The sequence below is a fragment of the Microbacterium sp. NPDC055357 genome (assembly GCF_053644835.1).
Genome location: NZ_JBSHLZ010000006.1, coordinates 114,591 through 130,113, shown reverse-complemented (window position 1 = coordinate 130,113; position 15,523 = coordinate 114,591). Strand labels below are relative to the sequence as shown.

The following is a 15,523-nucleotide window of genomic DNA, read 5'->3' as shown; positions in this document are numbered from 1 at the left end:
CCTACCCCTGACCGCGAGACTGCACGTGCGTGCCGAGACTGCGGGTGTCACCCGCTGTCTCGGCGCGCCGTTGCAGTCTCGCGGTCAAAGGTCAGGCGTTGATGATCGTGCTGAAGGCGAGGACGATGATGAGCGCGTTGAGGAAGAAGCTCAGCGTCGTGTGCCAGACGACCGTCCAGCGCATGCGGCTCGAGGTCACCTGCACGTCCGAGACCGAGAAGGCGGTCGCGTTCGTGAACGAGAAGTACACGAAGTCGACCAGGCGCGGAGACGGCGTGCCCGGGAACACGAGCGGCGGATCGGCGGCACGTCGGTACCGGCGGTCGTAGATGCGCGCGAACCCCCAGTGGAACAGCGCCCACGAGACGAGCATCGCCCAGACGGCCACCGGCTCGACCCACCCGGCCCATTCGGGGTCGTTGCGCAGCAGCAGGATCGTCGCGACGGCGACGAGACCCACGACACTCGTGAGGAACGTCGCCGTGGTCGAGATCGCCGCGACGACCGGGTGCAGTTCCAGCCGGCGGAACCGATCGGATGCCGCCGGCCTGAGCCGCACGCTGATCCCGACCGCGATGGCCGAGGCGGCCCAGTACGCCGTCCCGAGCAGACACCACAGCAGGAGCAGAACGACCGTGAGCCCGTCGTCGCTCGGCTCGATGAGAAGCACCCCGATGGCGATGAGCGCCAGCTGCACGATGAGATCGACGACACGGACGATCACGCCTCCGACCACGCGCACCCCTTTCGACACGCGACCACGCTATCGCCGCGACGTCGGATGCCGCGTGCACGGCGGCGTGTCAAGCCCTGGGACCGACGCCGATCGCACCCGTAGCGTGCCAGGCAGACAGGAAGGATGCACCATGCTTCGCGCCCTCGCGCTCAACTGCACTCTCAAACCCTCCCCCGCAGCCTCGAGCTGCGACCTGCTCGCCCAGCAGATGCTCGATGCGCTCGCGGGGCACGACGTGCACGGCGAACAGCTGCGTGTCGTGGACTTCTCCGTGGCGCCGGGGGTCGACAAGGACATGGGGGAAGGTGACGAGTGGCCGCGCATCCGCGAGAAGGTGCTCGCTGCCGACATCCTCGTGTTCACCACGCCCACCTGGATGGGGCACATGTCGAGCGTCGCGCAGCGCGTGCTGGAGCGCCTGGACGCCGAGCTGTCCGAGACCGACGCGCAGGGCCGCCCGATCCTCTCGGACAAGGTCGCGCTCACGGTCGTGCTCGGCAATGAGGACGGCGCGCACGCCATCATGGCCGACGCGCACCAGGCGCTGGCCGACCTGAGCTTCACGATCCCGCCGCTCGGCGGCGTGTACTGGAACGGCGAGGCGATGCACACGACGGACTACAAGGATCTCGCCGAGACGCCCGAGAAGGTCGCGCAGACGACCGCGGACGCCGCGCGCAACGCGGCGCACCTCGCGACGCTGCTGAAGGAACGCCCCTACCCTGCCGGCTGAGGCCGCCCGTACTGCTCGAGCCAGCGCAACCACACTTCGCTCACGGTCGGGAACGCCGGCACGGCATGCCACAGACGGTCGAGGGGAACCTCGCCGACGACCGCGATCGTCGCGGCATGCAGCAGCTCGGCGATGTCGGGTCCCGTGAAGGTCGCGCCGACGATCGTTCCGCGATCGAGATCGACGATCACCCGCGCGTGCCCCGCGAAGTGGTCGGCGTGCGCCGTCGCGCCCGCGATCGCCGCGAGGTCCTCATCGAGCACCCGGATGCGCAGACCCGCCTCGATCGCGGAGGCCTCGGTGTGGCCGACCGATGCGACCTCGGGGTCGGCGAAGACGACCTGGGGCACGGCCGAGTGGTCGGCCGTCGCGACGTGGCGCCCCCACGGGTCGTCATCGAGCGTCTCGCCGCGGGACCGCGCCGCGATCGCGTCGCCCGCCGCGCGCGCCTGGTACTTGCCCTGGTGGGTGAGGAGCGCGCGGTGGGTGACGTCGCCGACGGCATAGAGCCCGTCGCGGTCGACGACCCGCATCGTGTCGTCGACCTTGATCCATTCGCCGGGCTCGAGGCCGACCGTCTCGAGGCCGATGTCGTCGGTGCGCGGCACGCGGCCCGTGGCGACGAGGATCTCCGCCGCCCGCACTTCGGCGCCGTCGGACAGCGTCAACACGACGTCGTCGCCGACGCGGGCGACGCGCTCGAGCTCGACCTGCGTGCGCACGTCGACCCCCGCGTCCTCGAGTGCCTTCTGCACCGTCTCGCCGACGAACGGCTCCCACGCGCCGAGCAGCCCGGATCGGGCGACGAGCGTGACGGCGCACCCGAGCGACGCGAAGGCCGTCGCCATCTCGGCCCCGACGACTCCCCCGCCGAGGATCGCGAGCGACGTCGGCACGTCGCGGACGGCCGTCGCCTCCCGGCTCGTCCAGGGCGCCGCATCGGCGAGCCCCGGGATGTCGGGAAGCAGCGCCGCCGAGCCCGTGCAGACGGCGACGGCGTGCCGAGCGACGAGCGTCGTGCTCTCGCCCGCGGCATCCGTCACGATCACCTCGCGCTCGCCGCCCAGCCGACCGTGCCCGCGCACGAGGTCGATCCCGGCGCTCTGGAGCCATTCGACCTGCGACGCGTCGTCCCAGTGACTCGCCATCTCGTCGCGCCGGCGAAGCACGCCCGGGACGTCGACGGAGCCCGACACGGCCTGCCGCGCGCCGTCGACATCGCGCGCCGCGCGCAGCGCGCTGCCGGCGCGCAGGAGGGCCTTGGACGGCATGCACGCCCAGTACGAGCACTCCCCGCCGACGAGCTCGCGCTCGACGATCGCCACCGACAGTCCTCCTTGCGCGGCTCGATCGGCGACGTTCTCACCGACGGGCCCTGCCCCGATCACGACGAGGTCGTATTCGCTTGTTCGCATGGCCGCCACGGTAGCCCCCGTCACCGACAGGGGCGAGGTCTTGACAGGCGCCGCGATCGCCCAGCACACGGAGCGCATCGCGTCAACCCCGCGCCCGGTACCACGCGATGTCCGAGGCGTGTGGTTTTCTGGAACCGGCCGAAAGGACCCCATGGCGATCGAGTTCCGCTCCGTCACGAAACGGTTCGCCGACGGCACGCTCGCCGTCGACGATTTCAGTCTCGTGATCCCCGCGCACCGCACGACCGTGCTCGTCGGCTCGTCGGGGTGCGGCAAGACGACCCTGCTGCGCATGATCAACCGCCTCGTCGAGCCCACGAGCGGTGAGATCACGATCGACGACGAGCCGATCAGAGACAGGGATGCCGTCACCCTGCGCCGCGGAATCGGCTATGTCCTGCAGAACGCGGGCCTGCTGCCCCATTTCTCGGTCCTCGACAACATCGCGACGGTCCCCGTGCTGACCGGCGTGCGCCGTCGGCGCGCGCACGAACGGGCCCTCGAGCTGATGGACGTGGTCGGCCTCGACCGCGCCCTCGCCGAGCGCTACCCGAGTCAGCTGTCCGGCGGTCAGCAGCAGCGCGTCGGCGTCGCGCGCGCTCTCGCGGTCGACCCCAACATCCTGCTGATGGACGAGCCGTTCGGCGCGGTCGACCCGATCGTGCGTCGCGAGCTGCAGAGCGAGACGTCCCGGCTGCAGCGCGAACTCGACAAGACGATCGTCTTCGTGACGCACGACATCGACGAGGCGTTCCTGCTGGGCGATCAGGTCGTGATCCTCGAGAAAGGAGCCCGGATCGCGCAGCAGGGCAGCCCGAGCGAGATCATCGAGAACCCCGCGAGCGACTTCGTCGCCGACTTCATCGGCGTCGAGCGCGGCGCCCGTGCCCTGCGCGCCAAGCGCACACCGCGCGGCATCGTGCTCGTCGACGGCGCGGGGCGCACGCAGGGCGTCCTCGTCGATGACCCCTCCGCAGAGGACCCGCCGTGAACTGGGTGATCGACAACCTCGACCTCATCGGACGGCTGACGATCGACCACCTGCGGCAGAGCGTCATCGCGATCGTCGCCGGCAGCATCCTGTCGCTCCCGCTCGGGTGGGCGGCGTTCCGCTACTCGCGCCTGCGGGGCGCCGTGCTCACGGCGGTGTCGCTGCTGTACACCATCCCCTCGTTCGCCCTGTTCGCGGTTCTGGCCGCCGTCTTCGGCGTACCCATGCTGTCCGAGATCAACCTCGTCGTCGCCCTCACGATCTATGCCGTCGCAATAATGACGCGCTCGGTGGCCGACGGGCTGGCGTCGGTCGATCCGATCACACGCAACGCAGCGGTCGCCGTCGGCTTCGGCTCCTGGCGGCGGTTCTGGACGGTCGACGTGCCGCTCGCCGGCCCCGTGTTCCTCGCGGGCCTGCGGGTGACGTCGGTCTCGACGATCTCGCTCGCGACCGTCGGAATCCTGATCGGCGTCACCAACCTCGGCTACCTGTTCACGAACGGCGCGCAGCGGCGCATCATCGCCGAGGTCGTCGCGGGGGTCGTCGCCGTCGTCCTGATCGCGCTCGTCATCGACATGCTGCTCCTGCTGCTGGGCCGCCTGCTCATGCCGTGGTCACGACGCACGACGGTCAGGCCCATGGCGACGGGACGGGCGGTCGCGGCATGAACCTCTTCTTCGACGCGTTCGCGTGGATCTTCTCCCCCGACCGGCTGACCGGCTCGCTCCCCCTTCCGACGGCGATCGCGCAGCACCTGGGGTTCACCTTCATCTCGGTGCTCATCGCGGCGGCTATCGCGATCCCCGCCGGCTGGGCGATCGGTCACACGGGCAGGGGGCGTGAGATCGCCGTCTTCCTGTCCGGCGGTGCACGCGCCCTGCCCTCCCTCGGGCTCGTGGTGCTGCTGTGGCTCGTGCTCGGCGTCGCGTTCAAGACCGAGGCCGCGATCGTGGCGTTCGTCGTGCTCGCGATCCCCTCGATCCTCGCGGGCGCCTATGCCGGCATCGAGGCGATCGACAGATCCGTCATCGACGCCGGGCGTGCCATGGGGATGACGCCGTGGCAGGTGCTGTGGAAGATCGAGGTGCCCCTCGGTCTCGCCCTGCTCATCGGCGGTCTGCGCTCGGCGACGCTCCAGGTCGTCGCGACCGTCACGATCGCGACCTACATCGGCCTCGGCGGTCTCGGGTTCTACATCCTGCAGGGCATCCCCCTGCAGCGCTTCGATCAGATCCTGGGCGCTTCGCTCGTCGTCGTGGCCCTCGCGCTCGTGCTCGACGCGGTCTTCGCCCTGCTCGCCCGATTCGCCGTACCGCGCACAGCCCTGCCCGTGCGCGCCGCGTCGAGACCCCGCACACCTGCATTCACCCCCTCACCCTGAGCCCCCACACAGGAGGAATCCCATGCTCACTTCACGAACTCGCGCCGCGCTCGCCCTCGGCAGCGCTGTGCTGGCCACCGTCGCGTTCGTCGGCTGCGCCTCGAGCGACCCGCTCGGCGGCGACACGGGCGATTCCGGCGGGTCCGGTGACACGTCGACGATCGTGATCGGCTCGCAGGCGTACTACTCGAACGAGATCATCGCAGAGATCTACGCGCAGGCCCTCGAGAACGCCGGCTTCGAGGTCGACCGCCAGTTCAGCATCGGCCAGCGCGACGCGTACATGCCGTCGCTCGAGAGCGGTTCGATCGATCTGTTCCCCGAGTACACCGGAAACCTGCTGCAGTACTACGACGACACCGCGACCGCGACGGCCACCGACGAGGTCTATGCGGCTCTGCAGGATGCGCTGCCCGAAAGCCTCACGGTTCTCGATCAGTCCCCCGCGACCGATCAGGACTCGTACAACGTCACGGCCGCGTTCGCCGCCGACAACGGTCTCACCTCGATCGCCGACCTCGCCGGTGTCGAGGGTCTCGTGCTCGGCGGGGCGCCCGAGCTCGAAGAGCGCCCGTACGGCCCGAGCGGCCTGTCCGAGATCTACGACGTCGACGTGCAGTTCCAGGCGACGGGCGACACGACCGTCGACGAACTGGTTGCGGGCAACATCCAGGTGGCCAACGTGTACAGCGCCGACCCGCGCATCGAGACCGAGGATCTCGTGACGCTCGAAGACCCCGAGGGGCTGTTCCTCGCGTCGCACGTCGTGCCTGTCGCGGGCGCCGAGATCGCCGACGAGATCGCCGACATCATCAACGCCGTGAGCGCCGCCCTCACTCCCGAGGCCCTCGTCGCACTGAACGTCGAATCGACCGTCGATCAGCGCTCCACCGCGGACATCGCCGCCGACTGGCTCGCCGCCGAGGGACTCGTCTGAGATCCGTCCACCTCGTGCGCGGCGGTCTAACGGGCGCCGCGCACGAGGTCAAGGGGCTGTCGGCCCGGCGGTGCCGGCACCACTCTGGAAAGGATCGACCGCCACGCCGATCCGTACCCCGAGGAGCAGCCATGAGCATGTCCACCCCACCCCCTCCCGGCGACCCGACGAGCCCCGAGCCCATGCCGCCGCACCCCGACGAGCCGCTCGCCCCGACTCCGGAGGAGCCCCTCGCGCCCACGCCCGACGAGCCGGGCTTTCCGACGCAGCCGCGCGCCGGGGGCGCCTGAGGCGGCCAGAGAGCGGACCGTCTCGGTCGTCATTCCCGTGAAGGACGACGACCGCGAACTCGCCCGCTGTCTGCGGGCACTCGCGGCACAGACCCGCCGGCCGGACGAGATCATCGTCGTCGACAACGGCTCCTCGGATGCTTCGGCTGATGTCGCCCGGGCGGCGGGGGCGCAGGTCGTGCGCTGCATCCAACCGGGCATCCCCGCCGCCGCCGCCCACGGCTACGACCACGCGACGGGTGACCTCGTGCTGCGACTCGACGCGGATTGTCTCCCCACCGAGGGCTGGGTCGAAGCGATGATCGACGCCTTCGCGGCCCGACCGCACGTCGACCTCATCACCGGCGGGGCGCGCTTCGACGACGGCCCCCGGATGCTGCGGGTTCCGCTCGCCGCGGTGTACCTCGGCGCCTACGTCGCGGTGCTCACGCCGACGCTCGGCCACCTGCCCCTCTTCGGGTCGAACCTCGGCTTCCGGCGCAGGGTGTGGCGCGGCATCCGCTCATCGGTGCATCGCGACGACCCTGACCTGCACGACGATCTGGACCTCGCCTTCCACGTCGGCGAACGGCACCGCATCCGCTACCTGCGCGACACGGGGATGGGCATGTCGATGAGGCCGTTCGCGAGTCGGCGCGCCTTCGCCCGGCGGCTGTGGCGCGGGGCCCGCACCGTCGTGGTCCACTGGCCGGCCGACTTCCCGCCCGTTCGCTGGGTCAAGCTCGCGCTGCGCCGTCTCGGCGTCGGCCAGCGGCCTCGACGGCCCCGGAGCGCCGCCGCATGACCGATCCGCTCATCGGCCCCGCCGCTCCTCCCGACCTGCACGTCATGACGTTCAACGTGCGCCGGCGGATCGACGCTCCGCTCGTGCGGCGCGCAGACCGGTGGGCGGCGCGTCAGCCTCGTCTGGCGGCGCTGCTCGCTGCGGAGCAGCCGACGCTCGTGGGAGCGCAAGAGGCCCTTCCCGATCAGGCGGCCGCGATCCGTGCGGCGCTCGGCGCGAACTACCGGTTCGTCGGCCGCGGACGACGAGCGGACGGCCGGGGCGAAGGCTGCCCCCTCTTCTACGACGCCACGCGGCTCGAGCTGCTCGAGCACTCGCAAGAGGCCTTGTCGACCACGCCCGCGCGGGCGGGATCCCGATCGTGGGGCGCGCCCCTGCCCCGCGTGCTCGTGCGCGCGACGCTGCGCGACCGCGCGACCGGCGCGTGCTTCGTCGCCGTCAACACGCACCTCGACCCCTTCTCACCCTGGGCGCGGATCCGATCGGCACACCGCATCCGTCGGATCGTCGCGGGCGGCGCTCTTCCGGCGATCGTGACGGGCGATTTCAACGCGACGCCCGGCTCCGCGGCCGTGCGCGAGCTCCTCTCGGGCGGCGCGCTGCGCGACACGTGGCCCGCTGCCGAGGAGCGCCTGACGCCGGCATGGGGGACGTTCGCCGACTACCGGCGGCCTCGTTCCGGCGGCGCGCGCATCGACATCGTCGCGGTGACGCCCGACGTGCAGGTCGTGGCAGCGGGCATCAACGCCCGTCCCATCGAGGGCGGCTGGCCCTCGGACCACCTCCCCGTGCAGACCCGCGTGCGCATCGGGGTGATGTCGTGATCGAGAGCTTCCTGCGCGTGCCGAGGACTCCCGGCGAGATCGCGGCCGACGCCGTGCGCGTCGCCGGCGCCCTCAGCATCGTCGTCGCCGCGATCTGGTTCTCGGCGACGGATGCCGGCATCCTCGCGCTCGCTCTGCCGGGACTGCTCCTGCCGAGGTTCGTCGGCGTGCGGGCGTGGTTCGACATCACGTACGGCCTCACCGTGCTGCTGGCGACATGGAGCAACGTGCTCGACCTCTACCGCTCCGTCCCATGGTGGGACATCCCCGCCCACGCCATCTGCACTGCGGTGATGGCCGCCGTGGCATACCTCGCGCTCGCGCGGCTGCGCGTCGTGCCGGAGCCGCGTAGCCCCGCCTTCTCGCGCCGCGTGCCGATCGTGCTCGTCACGGTCATCGGCCTCGCGCTGAGCGCGCTGTGGGAGATGGTCGAGTGGGCCGGCTACGCGTTCATCACCGATGAGATCTACGTGACCTACGTCGACACGATCGGCGACATGGCCGCGGGCGGTCTCGGCGCGCTGGCCGCCGGCATCCTGCTCGCGTACGTGCGCCTCGACCGCGATCTCAGCGCGGCGAACCCTGCAGGGCGGGTGCGAGCTCGGGCGTGAGCGATTCCCGCTCATCGAACACGAAGCACTCCCCCGCCCAGTGCTCCGCGCCGACGTGCTCGAAATAGCCGAGGATGCCACCCTCGAGCTGCCGCGCGTCGACACCCTGCTCGCGCAGATAGAGCGCCGCCTTCTCGCAGCGGATGCCGCCCGTGCAGAAGCTCACGACCGTCTTGCCCTCGAGGTCGGCGCGGGCTCGGGCAGCGGCATCCGGGAATTGCGTGAACCGTTCGATGCGCCAATCCAGGGCGCCGCGGAACGTCCCGTAGTCGACCTCGAACGCGTTGCGGGTGTCGAGCAGGACGACCTCCCGGCCGTCGTCGTCGTGACCGTCGTCGAGCCAGCGCTGCAGCGTCTGCGGGGACACCGCGGGGGCGCGACCGTGCTCCGGGCGGATCGTGGGGTGGTCCATGCGGATGATCTCGCGCTTGACCTTGACGAGCATCCTGCGGAACGGCTGATCGGCGGACCAGCTCTCCTTCGTCGTGAGCGCGGCGAAGCGCTCATCGGCGCGCAGGTCGGCGACGAAGCCCCGCACGGCGTCCGCGTCTCCAGCGAGGAAGAGGTTGATCCCCTCTTCGGCGAGGAGGATCGTGCCGGCGAGCCCGGCAGCGACGGCACGCTCACGCAGGGGTGCGCGCAGAGCCGTCGCGTCGTCGATCCTCGTGAAGAGGTACGCGGAGATGTTGAGAACGGATGCCACGGCCTCCAGCCTACGAGTTCGCGCCCGCAGCGGTGGGAGTCGTCGGTGTGAGAACGGGTGATCCGGCGCGGCCTCTCTCCGGGTTCCTGTCCACGCGAGCCCAAGCCGCACACCTGTTAGCGTGAGACCAAGACGAGGAGGAGGCGCATGTTCGACACGCTGCTGTCCTCCGTGCAGATTCTGCTCTCGGTCCTGGGGTTCGCGGGCGGAGTCGACCTCGCTTCCCTCGGCGGCATGACGGGCGCCCTCGCGCTCACCGTCGCGGTGCTCGCGGCGGCGGCGGTGCTGCTCACCGTCGTCGCGATGACGCACCCCGCAGCGGGCGGTGCCTCTCCGCCGCATCCGCTCCGCGCGATCGACATCTCCTCCCCGCTCCTGCAGAGCGATCCGGATGCCCCGGGGCACCCTCGCCCACGAGCACCACAGGTCGCGGCCTCGGCCGCGTAGCAGTCGAGGCCCGCGCACCGCGCACCGGCATCCCCTCGCGGCCGATCCTCTCCTGATCGGCCAACAGTGGCGGCATCCGCCGATGGCCGATCGATGACCCCGATCGACCTCTGCAGAACGGATACCGCCCGTGGACCTCTTCGCATTCCCGCCCCTCGCCGCCCTCCTCGACCTCGCCTCCTCCGGGCTCACGGGACTGTCGTCCCTGCTCGAACCCCTCGCCGGCGTCTCCGCCGCCGCGACCGCCGTCGTCGTCGTGACGCTCCTCGTTCGCGCGATCCTCATCCCCACCGGCATCGCGCAGGCGAAGGCCGAGCAGACCCGCGCACGCCTTGGGCCCAAGCTGCGTGACCTGCACAAGCGCTGGGCGAAGAACCCGGAGCGGCTCCAGCGCGAGACGATGCAGCTGTACCGCGACGAACGCACATCGCCCTTCGCGGGATGCCTTCCGGTTCTCGCGCAGGCACCGGTCGTGGGGATCCTCTACGCCGTCTTCCTGCATCCGGTCATCGCCGGGCATCCGAATGCGCTTCTCGACGAGACGCTGCTCGGCGTGCCGCTGGGCACGAGCCTCGCCGGCACGGCGGCGTCCGGCTCGCTCGACGTCGGGACGGCTCTCGTCTTCGGCGTCCTCGTCCTCCTCATCGCGATCGTCGGCGAGGTGACCAGACGCGTATTCCGGATGCCGCAGCCCTCGCGCGACGCGGAATCGCCCGTCCCGGCGATACCGAGCTGGCTCGTCGGCGGCCTGCAGTTCGTGACCGCGATCGTCGCGCTCTTCGTCCCGCTCGCCGCGGGGCTGTATCTGCTCACGACGGTCACCTGGACGCTCGCGCAGCGGGCCGTGCTGCGGCGCATCTATCCCCTCCCGGCCTCGTGAGCGCCGGGGATTCCTCCCCAGCGAGGTGTTCGGCCGCGGCATCCACCGAACTGCCGTGGCCGCGACGTCCGCGTCGGGCGCGACCCTAACGTCGTCGCATGCGCTCATCCGCCGTCCGCCATGTCACTCATCTGCGCCTGACCCTCGTCGGTCCGGTACCCGAGATCCGGCGTGATGTCGCCGTGGATCGCAACCTCTCCCTGGCCGATCTGCATCGCATCGTGCTCGCCGTCTTCGACCGACCGCCGTGCAGGCATCACCTCTTCACCGACACGCTCGACACCCGCGGATGGTCACGCGGGCGACGACGATGGGGCGACCGCTGGACGATGATCGATCTGCGCGATCCGAACGTCATCGACGAGGCGACCGCGTGCATCGGCAGCGTGCTGCACGACTCGCACACCATCTACCACGGTCACACGTGCACCTCCGAGTGGATCGTCGAGATCGAAGCGGGCATCGACGACATCGTCCCCTCTTCCGATCCTCCCGCGCGCGTTCTCGACGGTGCGCGACGCGCACCTCTCCCTTGCTGTCGCCGGCCGTACGAGCACGAGGTCCTCGTCGGAGTGCTCGCCGACACCGGCCACCCGGACCACGACGCCATGCGAGCGTGCCTGGCGTCGACGGTCGGTCCCTGGGCGCACTTCGATCCAGAGGAGTTCGATCTCGGTGCGCTCCAGCGCACCCTCGACGGGCTGTTCACGCGGTCCGAGAGCGCAGAACCGCTGCCGGGGCTCGTCGACAGGTTTCCGGCAGCGGCGCAACCAGGCCTGCGCGCCCATCTCGTCGCGGCGGGTCTCGATCTGCCCGCCGTCGTGACCGCGGACGAAGCCGACGAGATGCTGCGAAGCTTCCGATGGCTCATCGAGTACGCCGGTACCGCCGGCCTCCCGCTCGTCGACGGCGCTGCGGACCCGTCGGTCATCGTGGAGGCGATCCGGGAACTCGGCGGCGATGAAACGAGAATGCTCCAGGTCGTCACCTGGGCGCGGCGGCTGCGGCTGCTGTACCTGCGCGGTGGGCGCCTCATCGCGAAGAAGAGCGTCCTCGCGGCCGCAGGCTCACCGTTCGACCTCTGGACCCTCCTGATCCACGCCACGATGTCCGGCTCTCTGACCGGATCGTCCTCGACGACACAGGCGCTGCTCCTGCTCGCGATCGCCGACGGGAGCCTGGTCGACCCGAAGATCGGGGTCGACCACGCGGTGCGAGCCCTGCCGGCAGCACGGCACCGGTGGCCCGCGGTCTGGGACGAGGACGGGTACGAGTACGAGTGCGGCGTCCACGATGGTCGCTGCGACTGCTCCGATGCGCTCGGTGTGACGTGGCACGCCGTCGTCACGAAGGCGATCCGGGATGCTGCGGCAGAGGGGTCGCGCGACGGCGCCAGGACCGTGGCATCCGCTCTCGCAACAGAGGCCACGTACGAACTCGGTGTACCCCGCGAGTGGGTGGCAGGCGACATCGGTGCGGCGGCATCTGTTGCGACGAGGATTCGGGGGAACGCCGGGGCAGACGCTCGGGAGGATGCCTTCATGAGCGAGGTCGGCGACATCGTCGATCTTCTCTCGCTGTTCGGACTCGCGCGGACCGCCGACGGCGGCTGGCTCGTCCCGCCCACGCTTCGGGAGTTCGCCCGCGCGGCCCTCCAGAGCCGGTACGGGACCGGAAAGCCCCAACTCTTCTGAGTCGCGCGAACATGTTGAGCAGTACCTACGATCGAGACGTGACGAAGCAGACCCGCACACGGACCTTCACTCGACTCCGCATCACGCTCGAGGGCAGCGATCCTGAGATCTGGCGCACTCTCGACATCGACGCGGCGCTGAGCCTGCGCGACCTGCACGACGCGATCCAGCTTGCGATGGGCTGGCGCATGTCGCACCTGCACGCGTTCACCGACGTGGATCCGATGGAGATGAGTCGTGGCCTTCCGCGAATCGGCCGCGCCGCGCGCCGGTGGAGCGAGCCCGACCCGTTCGAGGAAGGCCCGCCCAGCGAGCCCGGTGAGGCGACGACGATCCTCGAGGCGTTCGCGTTCGATGGGCCGCTCTTCTACGAATACGACTTCGGTGACGGCTGGACGCATCGCATCGACCTCATCGAGCGCGGCGCCATGGATCCGCACGAACCTCCCGTCGCTCTCGTGCGCGGCGAGAATCGCGGACCGTTCGAGGATTCGGGCGGGGTGCCCGGGTTCTACGAGAAGCTCGACGCACTCGGCGATCCCACGCATCCGGAGCACGACGACACTGCTCGCTGGGTGCGCCTCACGGTCGGCCCGTGGACGCCCCTCGACCCCGCGCACTTCGATGCGGACGCCGTGCAGGCCGAGTTCAACCTGCGCTTCGCGCCCGCAGCGGCGGGGACGGCGGCCGCGGATATGTCCGGCCTCGTCCCGGCGCAGCCGACGGCAGATTCGGTCGATGAGTCGTCGCCGATCGTCGAGCTCACCTCGATGCTTCCTGTGCCATACCGCATCGAGCTCCGTGGACATCTGCACCGAGCGGGCGTCCTCGACGACACTCCGCCGGATGCCGACTCGGTGGAACGCATGATGGCGCCGTTCCGCTGGCTCATCGAGAGCGTCGGCAGCGACGGCCTCGCGCTCACGAAGGCTGGGTGGATGCCGCCCGCCACGGTCCTGGACGGCATGACGCGTCTCGGCTGGAGGGACCGATGGAGCGGCGAAGCGAACCGCGAGGACCTCACGTGGCCCATGCGCCACTTCCGCGCGAGCGCTCAGCGGATGGGAATCGTGCGCGTGTACAAGGGGCGCCTCATGCTCGGCGCCGAGGCGAAGAAGGCGCTCGCCCGTCCTGAGCTCACATGGCGGCTGGTCACGTCACGCCTTCTGCGAGGACTCGATGACGCGGAGCGCCATGCCTCGACCCTGTTGCTGCTGACGATCGCCGACGGCACGTACTCCGCGCGGGCCGCAGCGATCGCCGCGATCGGATTCGGCCTCGGGGCGATCGGGTGGAGGCCGCGCGACGAGGACGATTTCTCGGCCGACACGATCCACGCGCTCACCGCCCGCGCGAACCACGTCCTCGAGGATGTCGGTGCCTACACCGGATCGTGGCGCCGGTCGGCTGCGACGGACGACGGACGCGCGTTCGCGCGTGCGGCGCTGCGCTGAGCTTCCGGCTCAGGTTGCGCTTCCGACTCGGGTTGCGTTGACGGCTCAGGTTGCGCTGAGTTCCACAGCGCTGGGTTATCCACAGATTCATCGCTTCTTTGTTCGAATATCGGTGGCCACTGCCACACTATACACATGAATCTTTTGGCGAACATCGAAGGTCGGCTCACCCGGCTCGCGACGTTCGCTGAGCTGACAGCTCCGGCGGGCGATCTTCCGAGCACTGTGCTCGAGTTGAGCGACAGCTCCGTGATCGAGATCGCCAAAGATCTCGCGGGCATCGCCAACGACGTCGCACGGCTGCAGGCGCTCGTCGCCGGGGTCGCCGCGCACCGATCGCAGCGCACGGCCGGTCACAGAGGACTCGCCGCGACGCAGGGCCATGCGACTCCGGCGTCCCTCATCCAGGCGATCACCGGTGGCACGAAGGCAGATGCGACCCGCCAGGTGCGGGTAGGGGTGTCGCTACTTGAAGACGCCGTGGGCTCGGGGTCGGGTGCCAGCACCGAGACCGACACTGTCGGCGTCGTACCGCCACCGGTCGCGTGGCATACGCCGCTTCGTGAAGCGCTTCTGGACCGACGGCTGACATCCGCGCAGCATGACGCGATCCGCCGCGGTCTCGGTCAGCCGCTCGACGAGTCCGCGGACGCGAACGACGTGTGGAGCGTCGCCGCGTGCCAGTTGATCGACGAAGCCGGCGCCATGACCGTCGAAGACCTCGGCACGAGAGCGCGGGCGATGCGCGATGCGCTCGACACCGTCGGCGCTGAAGAGCGCTACGCACGCCGGTATTCCAACCGGTCGTTCCGCACCTGGGTCGACGGCGACGGACAGCACCATGGCCGCATCACGTTCGACGATGAGATGGGCTTGTGGGTGCAGGCGATGAGGGATGCCGCGCTGCGCCCGCGCCGCGGCGGGCCACGATTCCTCACCGAAGAAGAGCGCACGGCTGCCGCGAAGCTCGTCGACGACCCGCGCACCAACGATCAGCTTCAATACGACCTGTTCATGGCGGTCCTGCGCGCGGGATCGCTCGCGGAGGCGAAGGACGTCTTCGGTGCGCGGCAACCCGGTGTCCGGATGATCGTCGTGAAGGACCCGGGCTCCGGTGTCGATGCCGGCAGACGAGATGCCTTCGGCCGGTTGCTGGCCGTGGGCTACGCCGAAGAGGGCGGCCAGGCCCTCCCGGGATCGGTCATCGACCGCAACCTCTGCATGAACGGTTCGACCGAGATCACCGTCGACGCGTGCGGCAATCCCCTCGACGTCGGGCACGAGAAACGACTGTTCACCTCGGCCCAGCGGATCGCCCTCACTGCTCGCGACGGCGGGTGCATGTGGCCCGCGTGCGCGATGCCCGCGTCCTACTGCGAATCACACCACATAGACCACGTCGCCGACGGCGGCAGGACAGACATCGACCGCGGCATCCTGCTCTGTCGCTATCACCATCTCCTCCTCCACAACCGCGGATGGCGAATCCGCCGCGCGGAGAAGAGGCGATTCGTGCTGCATCCGCCGCCCGATGTGGGCGAGGAGCCGATCATTCTCGCGTCGAAGGCCTCGTGGAAGTGGGCGTGGGATCCGCCCCCACCGCCGACACGCTCGGGCTGGCGTGCCGCCTGAGCGGCGAC

General features: G+C 70.2%; 17 protein-coding genes. 14 read left to right on the top strand and 3 right to left on the bottom strand.

Annotated elements, in window-relative coordinates; translation table 11 throughout:
* Nucleotides 1–91: 91 nt before the first annotated feature.
* Nucleotides 92–754 carry a DUF1345 domain-containing protein gene (locus ACWICD_RS10035; RefSeq protein ID WP_454140067.1) on the bottom strand — a complete coding sequence of 221 codons (663 nt, stop codon included), beginning with the start codon at nt 752–754 and terminating at the stop codon, nt 92–94.
* A gap of 112 nt (nt 755–866) precedes the next feature.
* Between ACWICD_RS10035 and ACWICD_RS10030 the strand changes: the two genes are divergently transcribed.
* Entirely contained in the window at nt 867–1,469 is a 603-nt protein-coding gene (locus ACWICD_RS10030; protein WP_376125439.1) for a flavodoxin family protein, read from the top strand.
* On the opposite strand, the gene ACWICD_RS10025 is transcribed toward ACWICD_RS10030, so the two are convergent.
* Complete coding sequence (locus ACWICD_RS10025) at nt 1,454–2,884, bottom strand: dihydrolipoyl dehydrogenase family protein (protein WP_454140066.1); 1,431 nt, start codon at nt 2,882–2,884, stop codon at nt 1,454–1,456. The genes ACWICD_RS10030 and ACWICD_RS10025 overlap by 16 nt on opposite strands.
* 151 nt (nt 2,885–3,035) lie before the next feature.
* Between ACWICD_RS10025 and ACWICD_RS10020 the strand changes: the two genes are divergently transcribed.
* The 8 genes from ACWICD_RS10020 to ACWICD_RS09985 all read left to right on the top strand — a co-directional run bounded on the left by ACWICD_RS10020 (nt 3,036) and on the right by ACWICD_RS09985 (nt 8,705).
* Complete coding sequence (locus ACWICD_RS10020) at nt 3,036–3,875, top strand: ABC transporter ATP-binding protein (RefSeq protein WP_376125434.1); 840 nt, start codon at nt 3,036–3,038, stop codon at nt 3,873–3,875.
* A complete protein-coding gene (locus tag ACWICD_RS10015) occupies nt 3,872–4,546 on the top strand; it encodes an ABC transporter permease (RefSeq protein ID WP_376125431.1) in 675 nt (224 codons plus the stop codon). The genes ACWICD_RS10020 and ACWICD_RS10015 overlap by 4 nt, the downstream gene beginning before the upstream one ends.
* A complete protein-coding gene (locus ACWICD_RS10010; RefSeq protein ID WP_376125618.1) occupies nt 4,543–5,259 on the top strand; it encodes an ABC transporter permease in 717 nt (238 codons plus the stop codon). Before ACWICD_RS10015 ends, ACWICD_RS10010 begins: the two co-directional genes overlap by 4 nt.
* A 22-nt stretch (nt 5,260–5,281) precedes the next feature.
* Nucleotides 5,282–6,196: an ABC transporter substrate-binding protein gene (locus ACWICD_RS10005; protein ID WP_454140065.1), complete on the top strand. Its 915-nt coding sequence runs from the start codon at nt 5,282–5,284 to the stop codon at nt 6,194–6,196.
* 131 nt (nt 6,197–6,327) lie between these two features.
* Nucleotides 6,328–6,486 (top strand): hypothetical protein, encoded by a 159-nt coding sequence (locus ACWICD_RS10000; protein ID WP_454140064.1) that lies wholly within the window; start codon nt 6,328–6,330, stop codon nt 6,484–6,486.
* A gap of 31 nt (nt 6,487–6,517) precedes the next feature.
* On the top strand, nt 6,518–7,270 hold the full coding sequence (locus tag ACWICD_RS09995; RefSeq protein ID WP_376125615.1) for a glycosyltransferase family A protein: 753 nt from the start codon (nt 6,518–6,520) through the stop codon (nt 7,268–7,270).
* The gene (locus ACWICD_RS09990; protein ID WP_454140063.1) at nt 7,267–8,094 is read left to right on the top strand and encodes an endonuclease/exonuclease/phosphatase family protein; all 828 of its coding nucleotides are present in this window, start codon (nt 7,267–7,269) and stop codon (nt 8,092–8,094) included. Before ACWICD_RS09995 ends, ACWICD_RS09990 begins: the two co-directional genes overlap by 4 nt.
* Nucleotides 8,091–8,705: a hypothetical protein gene (locus ACWICD_RS09985; protein WP_376125423.1), complete on the top strand. Its 615-nt coding sequence runs from the start codon at nt 8,091–8,093 to the stop codon at nt 8,703–8,705. The genes ACWICD_RS09990 and ACWICD_RS09985 overlap by 4 nt, the downstream gene beginning before the upstream one ends.
* Here ACWICD_RS09985 and ACWICD_RS09980 read toward each other — a convergent pair.
* Nucleotides 8,662–9,408: a sulfurtransferase gene (locus tag ACWICD_RS09980; RefSeq protein ID WP_376125420.1), complete on the bottom strand. Its 747-nt coding sequence runs from the start codon at nt 9,406–9,408 to the stop codon at nt 8,662–8,664. The genes ACWICD_RS09985 and ACWICD_RS09980 overlap by 44 nt on opposite strands.
* Nucleotides 9,409–9,555: 147 nt before the next feature.
* Between ACWICD_RS09980 and ACWICD_RS09975 the strand changes: the two genes are divergently transcribed.
* The 5 genes from ACWICD_RS09975 to ACWICD_RS09955 all read left to right on the top strand — a co-directional run bounded on the left by ACWICD_RS09975 (nt 9,556) and on the right by ACWICD_RS09955 (nt 15,515).
* Entirely contained in the window at nt 9,556–9,855 is a 300-nt protein-coding gene (locus ACWICD_RS09975; protein ID WP_376125418.1) for a DUF6412 domain-containing protein, read from the top strand.
* Nucleotides 9,856–9,985: 130 nt separating this feature from the next.
* Nucleotides 9,986–10,735, top strand: coding sequence for a YidC/Oxa1 family membrane protein insertase (locus ACWICD_RS09970; protein WP_454140062.1), 750 nt, complete (start codon nt 9,986–9,988; stop codon nt 10,733–10,735).
* 98 nt (nt 10,736–10,833) lie between these two features.
* Nucleotides 10,834–12,429 carry an IS1096 element passenger TnpR family protein gene (locus ACWICD_RS09965; protein ID WP_454140061.1) on the top strand — a complete coding sequence of 532 codons (1,596 nt, stop codon included), beginning with the start codon at nt 10,834–10,836 and terminating at the stop codon, nt 12,427–12,429.
* Nucleotides 12,430–12,467: 38 nt separating this feature from the next.
* Nucleotides 12,468–13,883, top strand: a complete 1,416-nt coding sequence (locus ACWICD_RS09960; RefSeq protein WP_454140060.1) for a plasmid pRiA4b ORF-3 family protein — start codon at nt 12,468–12,470, stop codon at nt 13,881–13,883.
* A 135-nt stretch (nt 13,884–14,018) separates the two neighbouring features.
* Nucleotides 14,019–15,515, top strand: a complete 1,497-nt coding sequence (locus tag ACWICD_RS09955; RefSeq protein ID WP_454140059.1) for a DUF222 domain-containing protein — start codon at nt 14,019–14,021, stop codon at nt 15,513–15,515.
* Nucleotides 15,516–15,523: the final 8 nt, after the last annotated feature.

Bases quoted from the DNA above. Each gene is read 5' to 3' on its own strand.
- ACWICD_RS09990 (WP_454140063.1), top strand. From the start codon at position 7,267: ATGACCGATCCGCTCATCGGCCCCGCCGCTCCTCCCGACCTGCACGTC.
- ACWICD_RS09965 (WP_454140061.1), top strand. From the start codon at position 10,834: ATGCGCTCATCCGCCGTCCGCCATGTCACTCATCTGCGCCTGACCCTC.
- ACWICD_RS10005 (WP_454140065.1), top strand. From the start codon at position 5,282: ATGCTCACTTCACGAACTCGCGCCGCGCTCGCCCTCGGCAGCGCTGTG.
- ACWICD_RS10010 (WP_376125618.1), top strand. From the start codon at position 4,543: ATGAACCTCTTCTTCGACGCGTTCGCGTGGATCTTCTCCCCCGACCGG.
- ACWICD_RS10020 (WP_376125434.1), top strand. From the start codon at position 3,036: ATGGCGATCGAGTTCCGCTCCGTCACGAAACGGTTCGCCGACGGCACG.
- ACWICD_RS09975 (WP_376125418.1), top strand. From the start codon at position 9,556: ATGTTCGACACGCTGCTGTCCTCCGTGCAGATTCTGCTCTCGGTCCTG.
- ACWICD_RS10025 (WP_454140066.1), bottom strand. From the start codon at position 2,884: ATGCGAACAAGCGAATACGACCTCGTCGTGATCGGGGCAGGGCCCGTC.
- ACWICD_RS09955 (WP_454140059.1), top strand. From the start codon at position 14,019: ATGAATCTTTTGGCGAACATCGAAGGTCGGCTCACCCGGCTCGCGACG.
- ACWICD_RS10030 (WP_376125439.1), top strand. From the start codon at position 867: ATGCTTCGCGCCCTCGCGCTCAACTGCACTCTCAAACCCTCCCCCGCA.
- ACWICD_RS10000 (WP_454140064.1), top strand. From the start codon at position 6,328: ATGAGCATGTCCACCCCACCCCCTCCCGGCGACCCGACGAGCCCCGAG.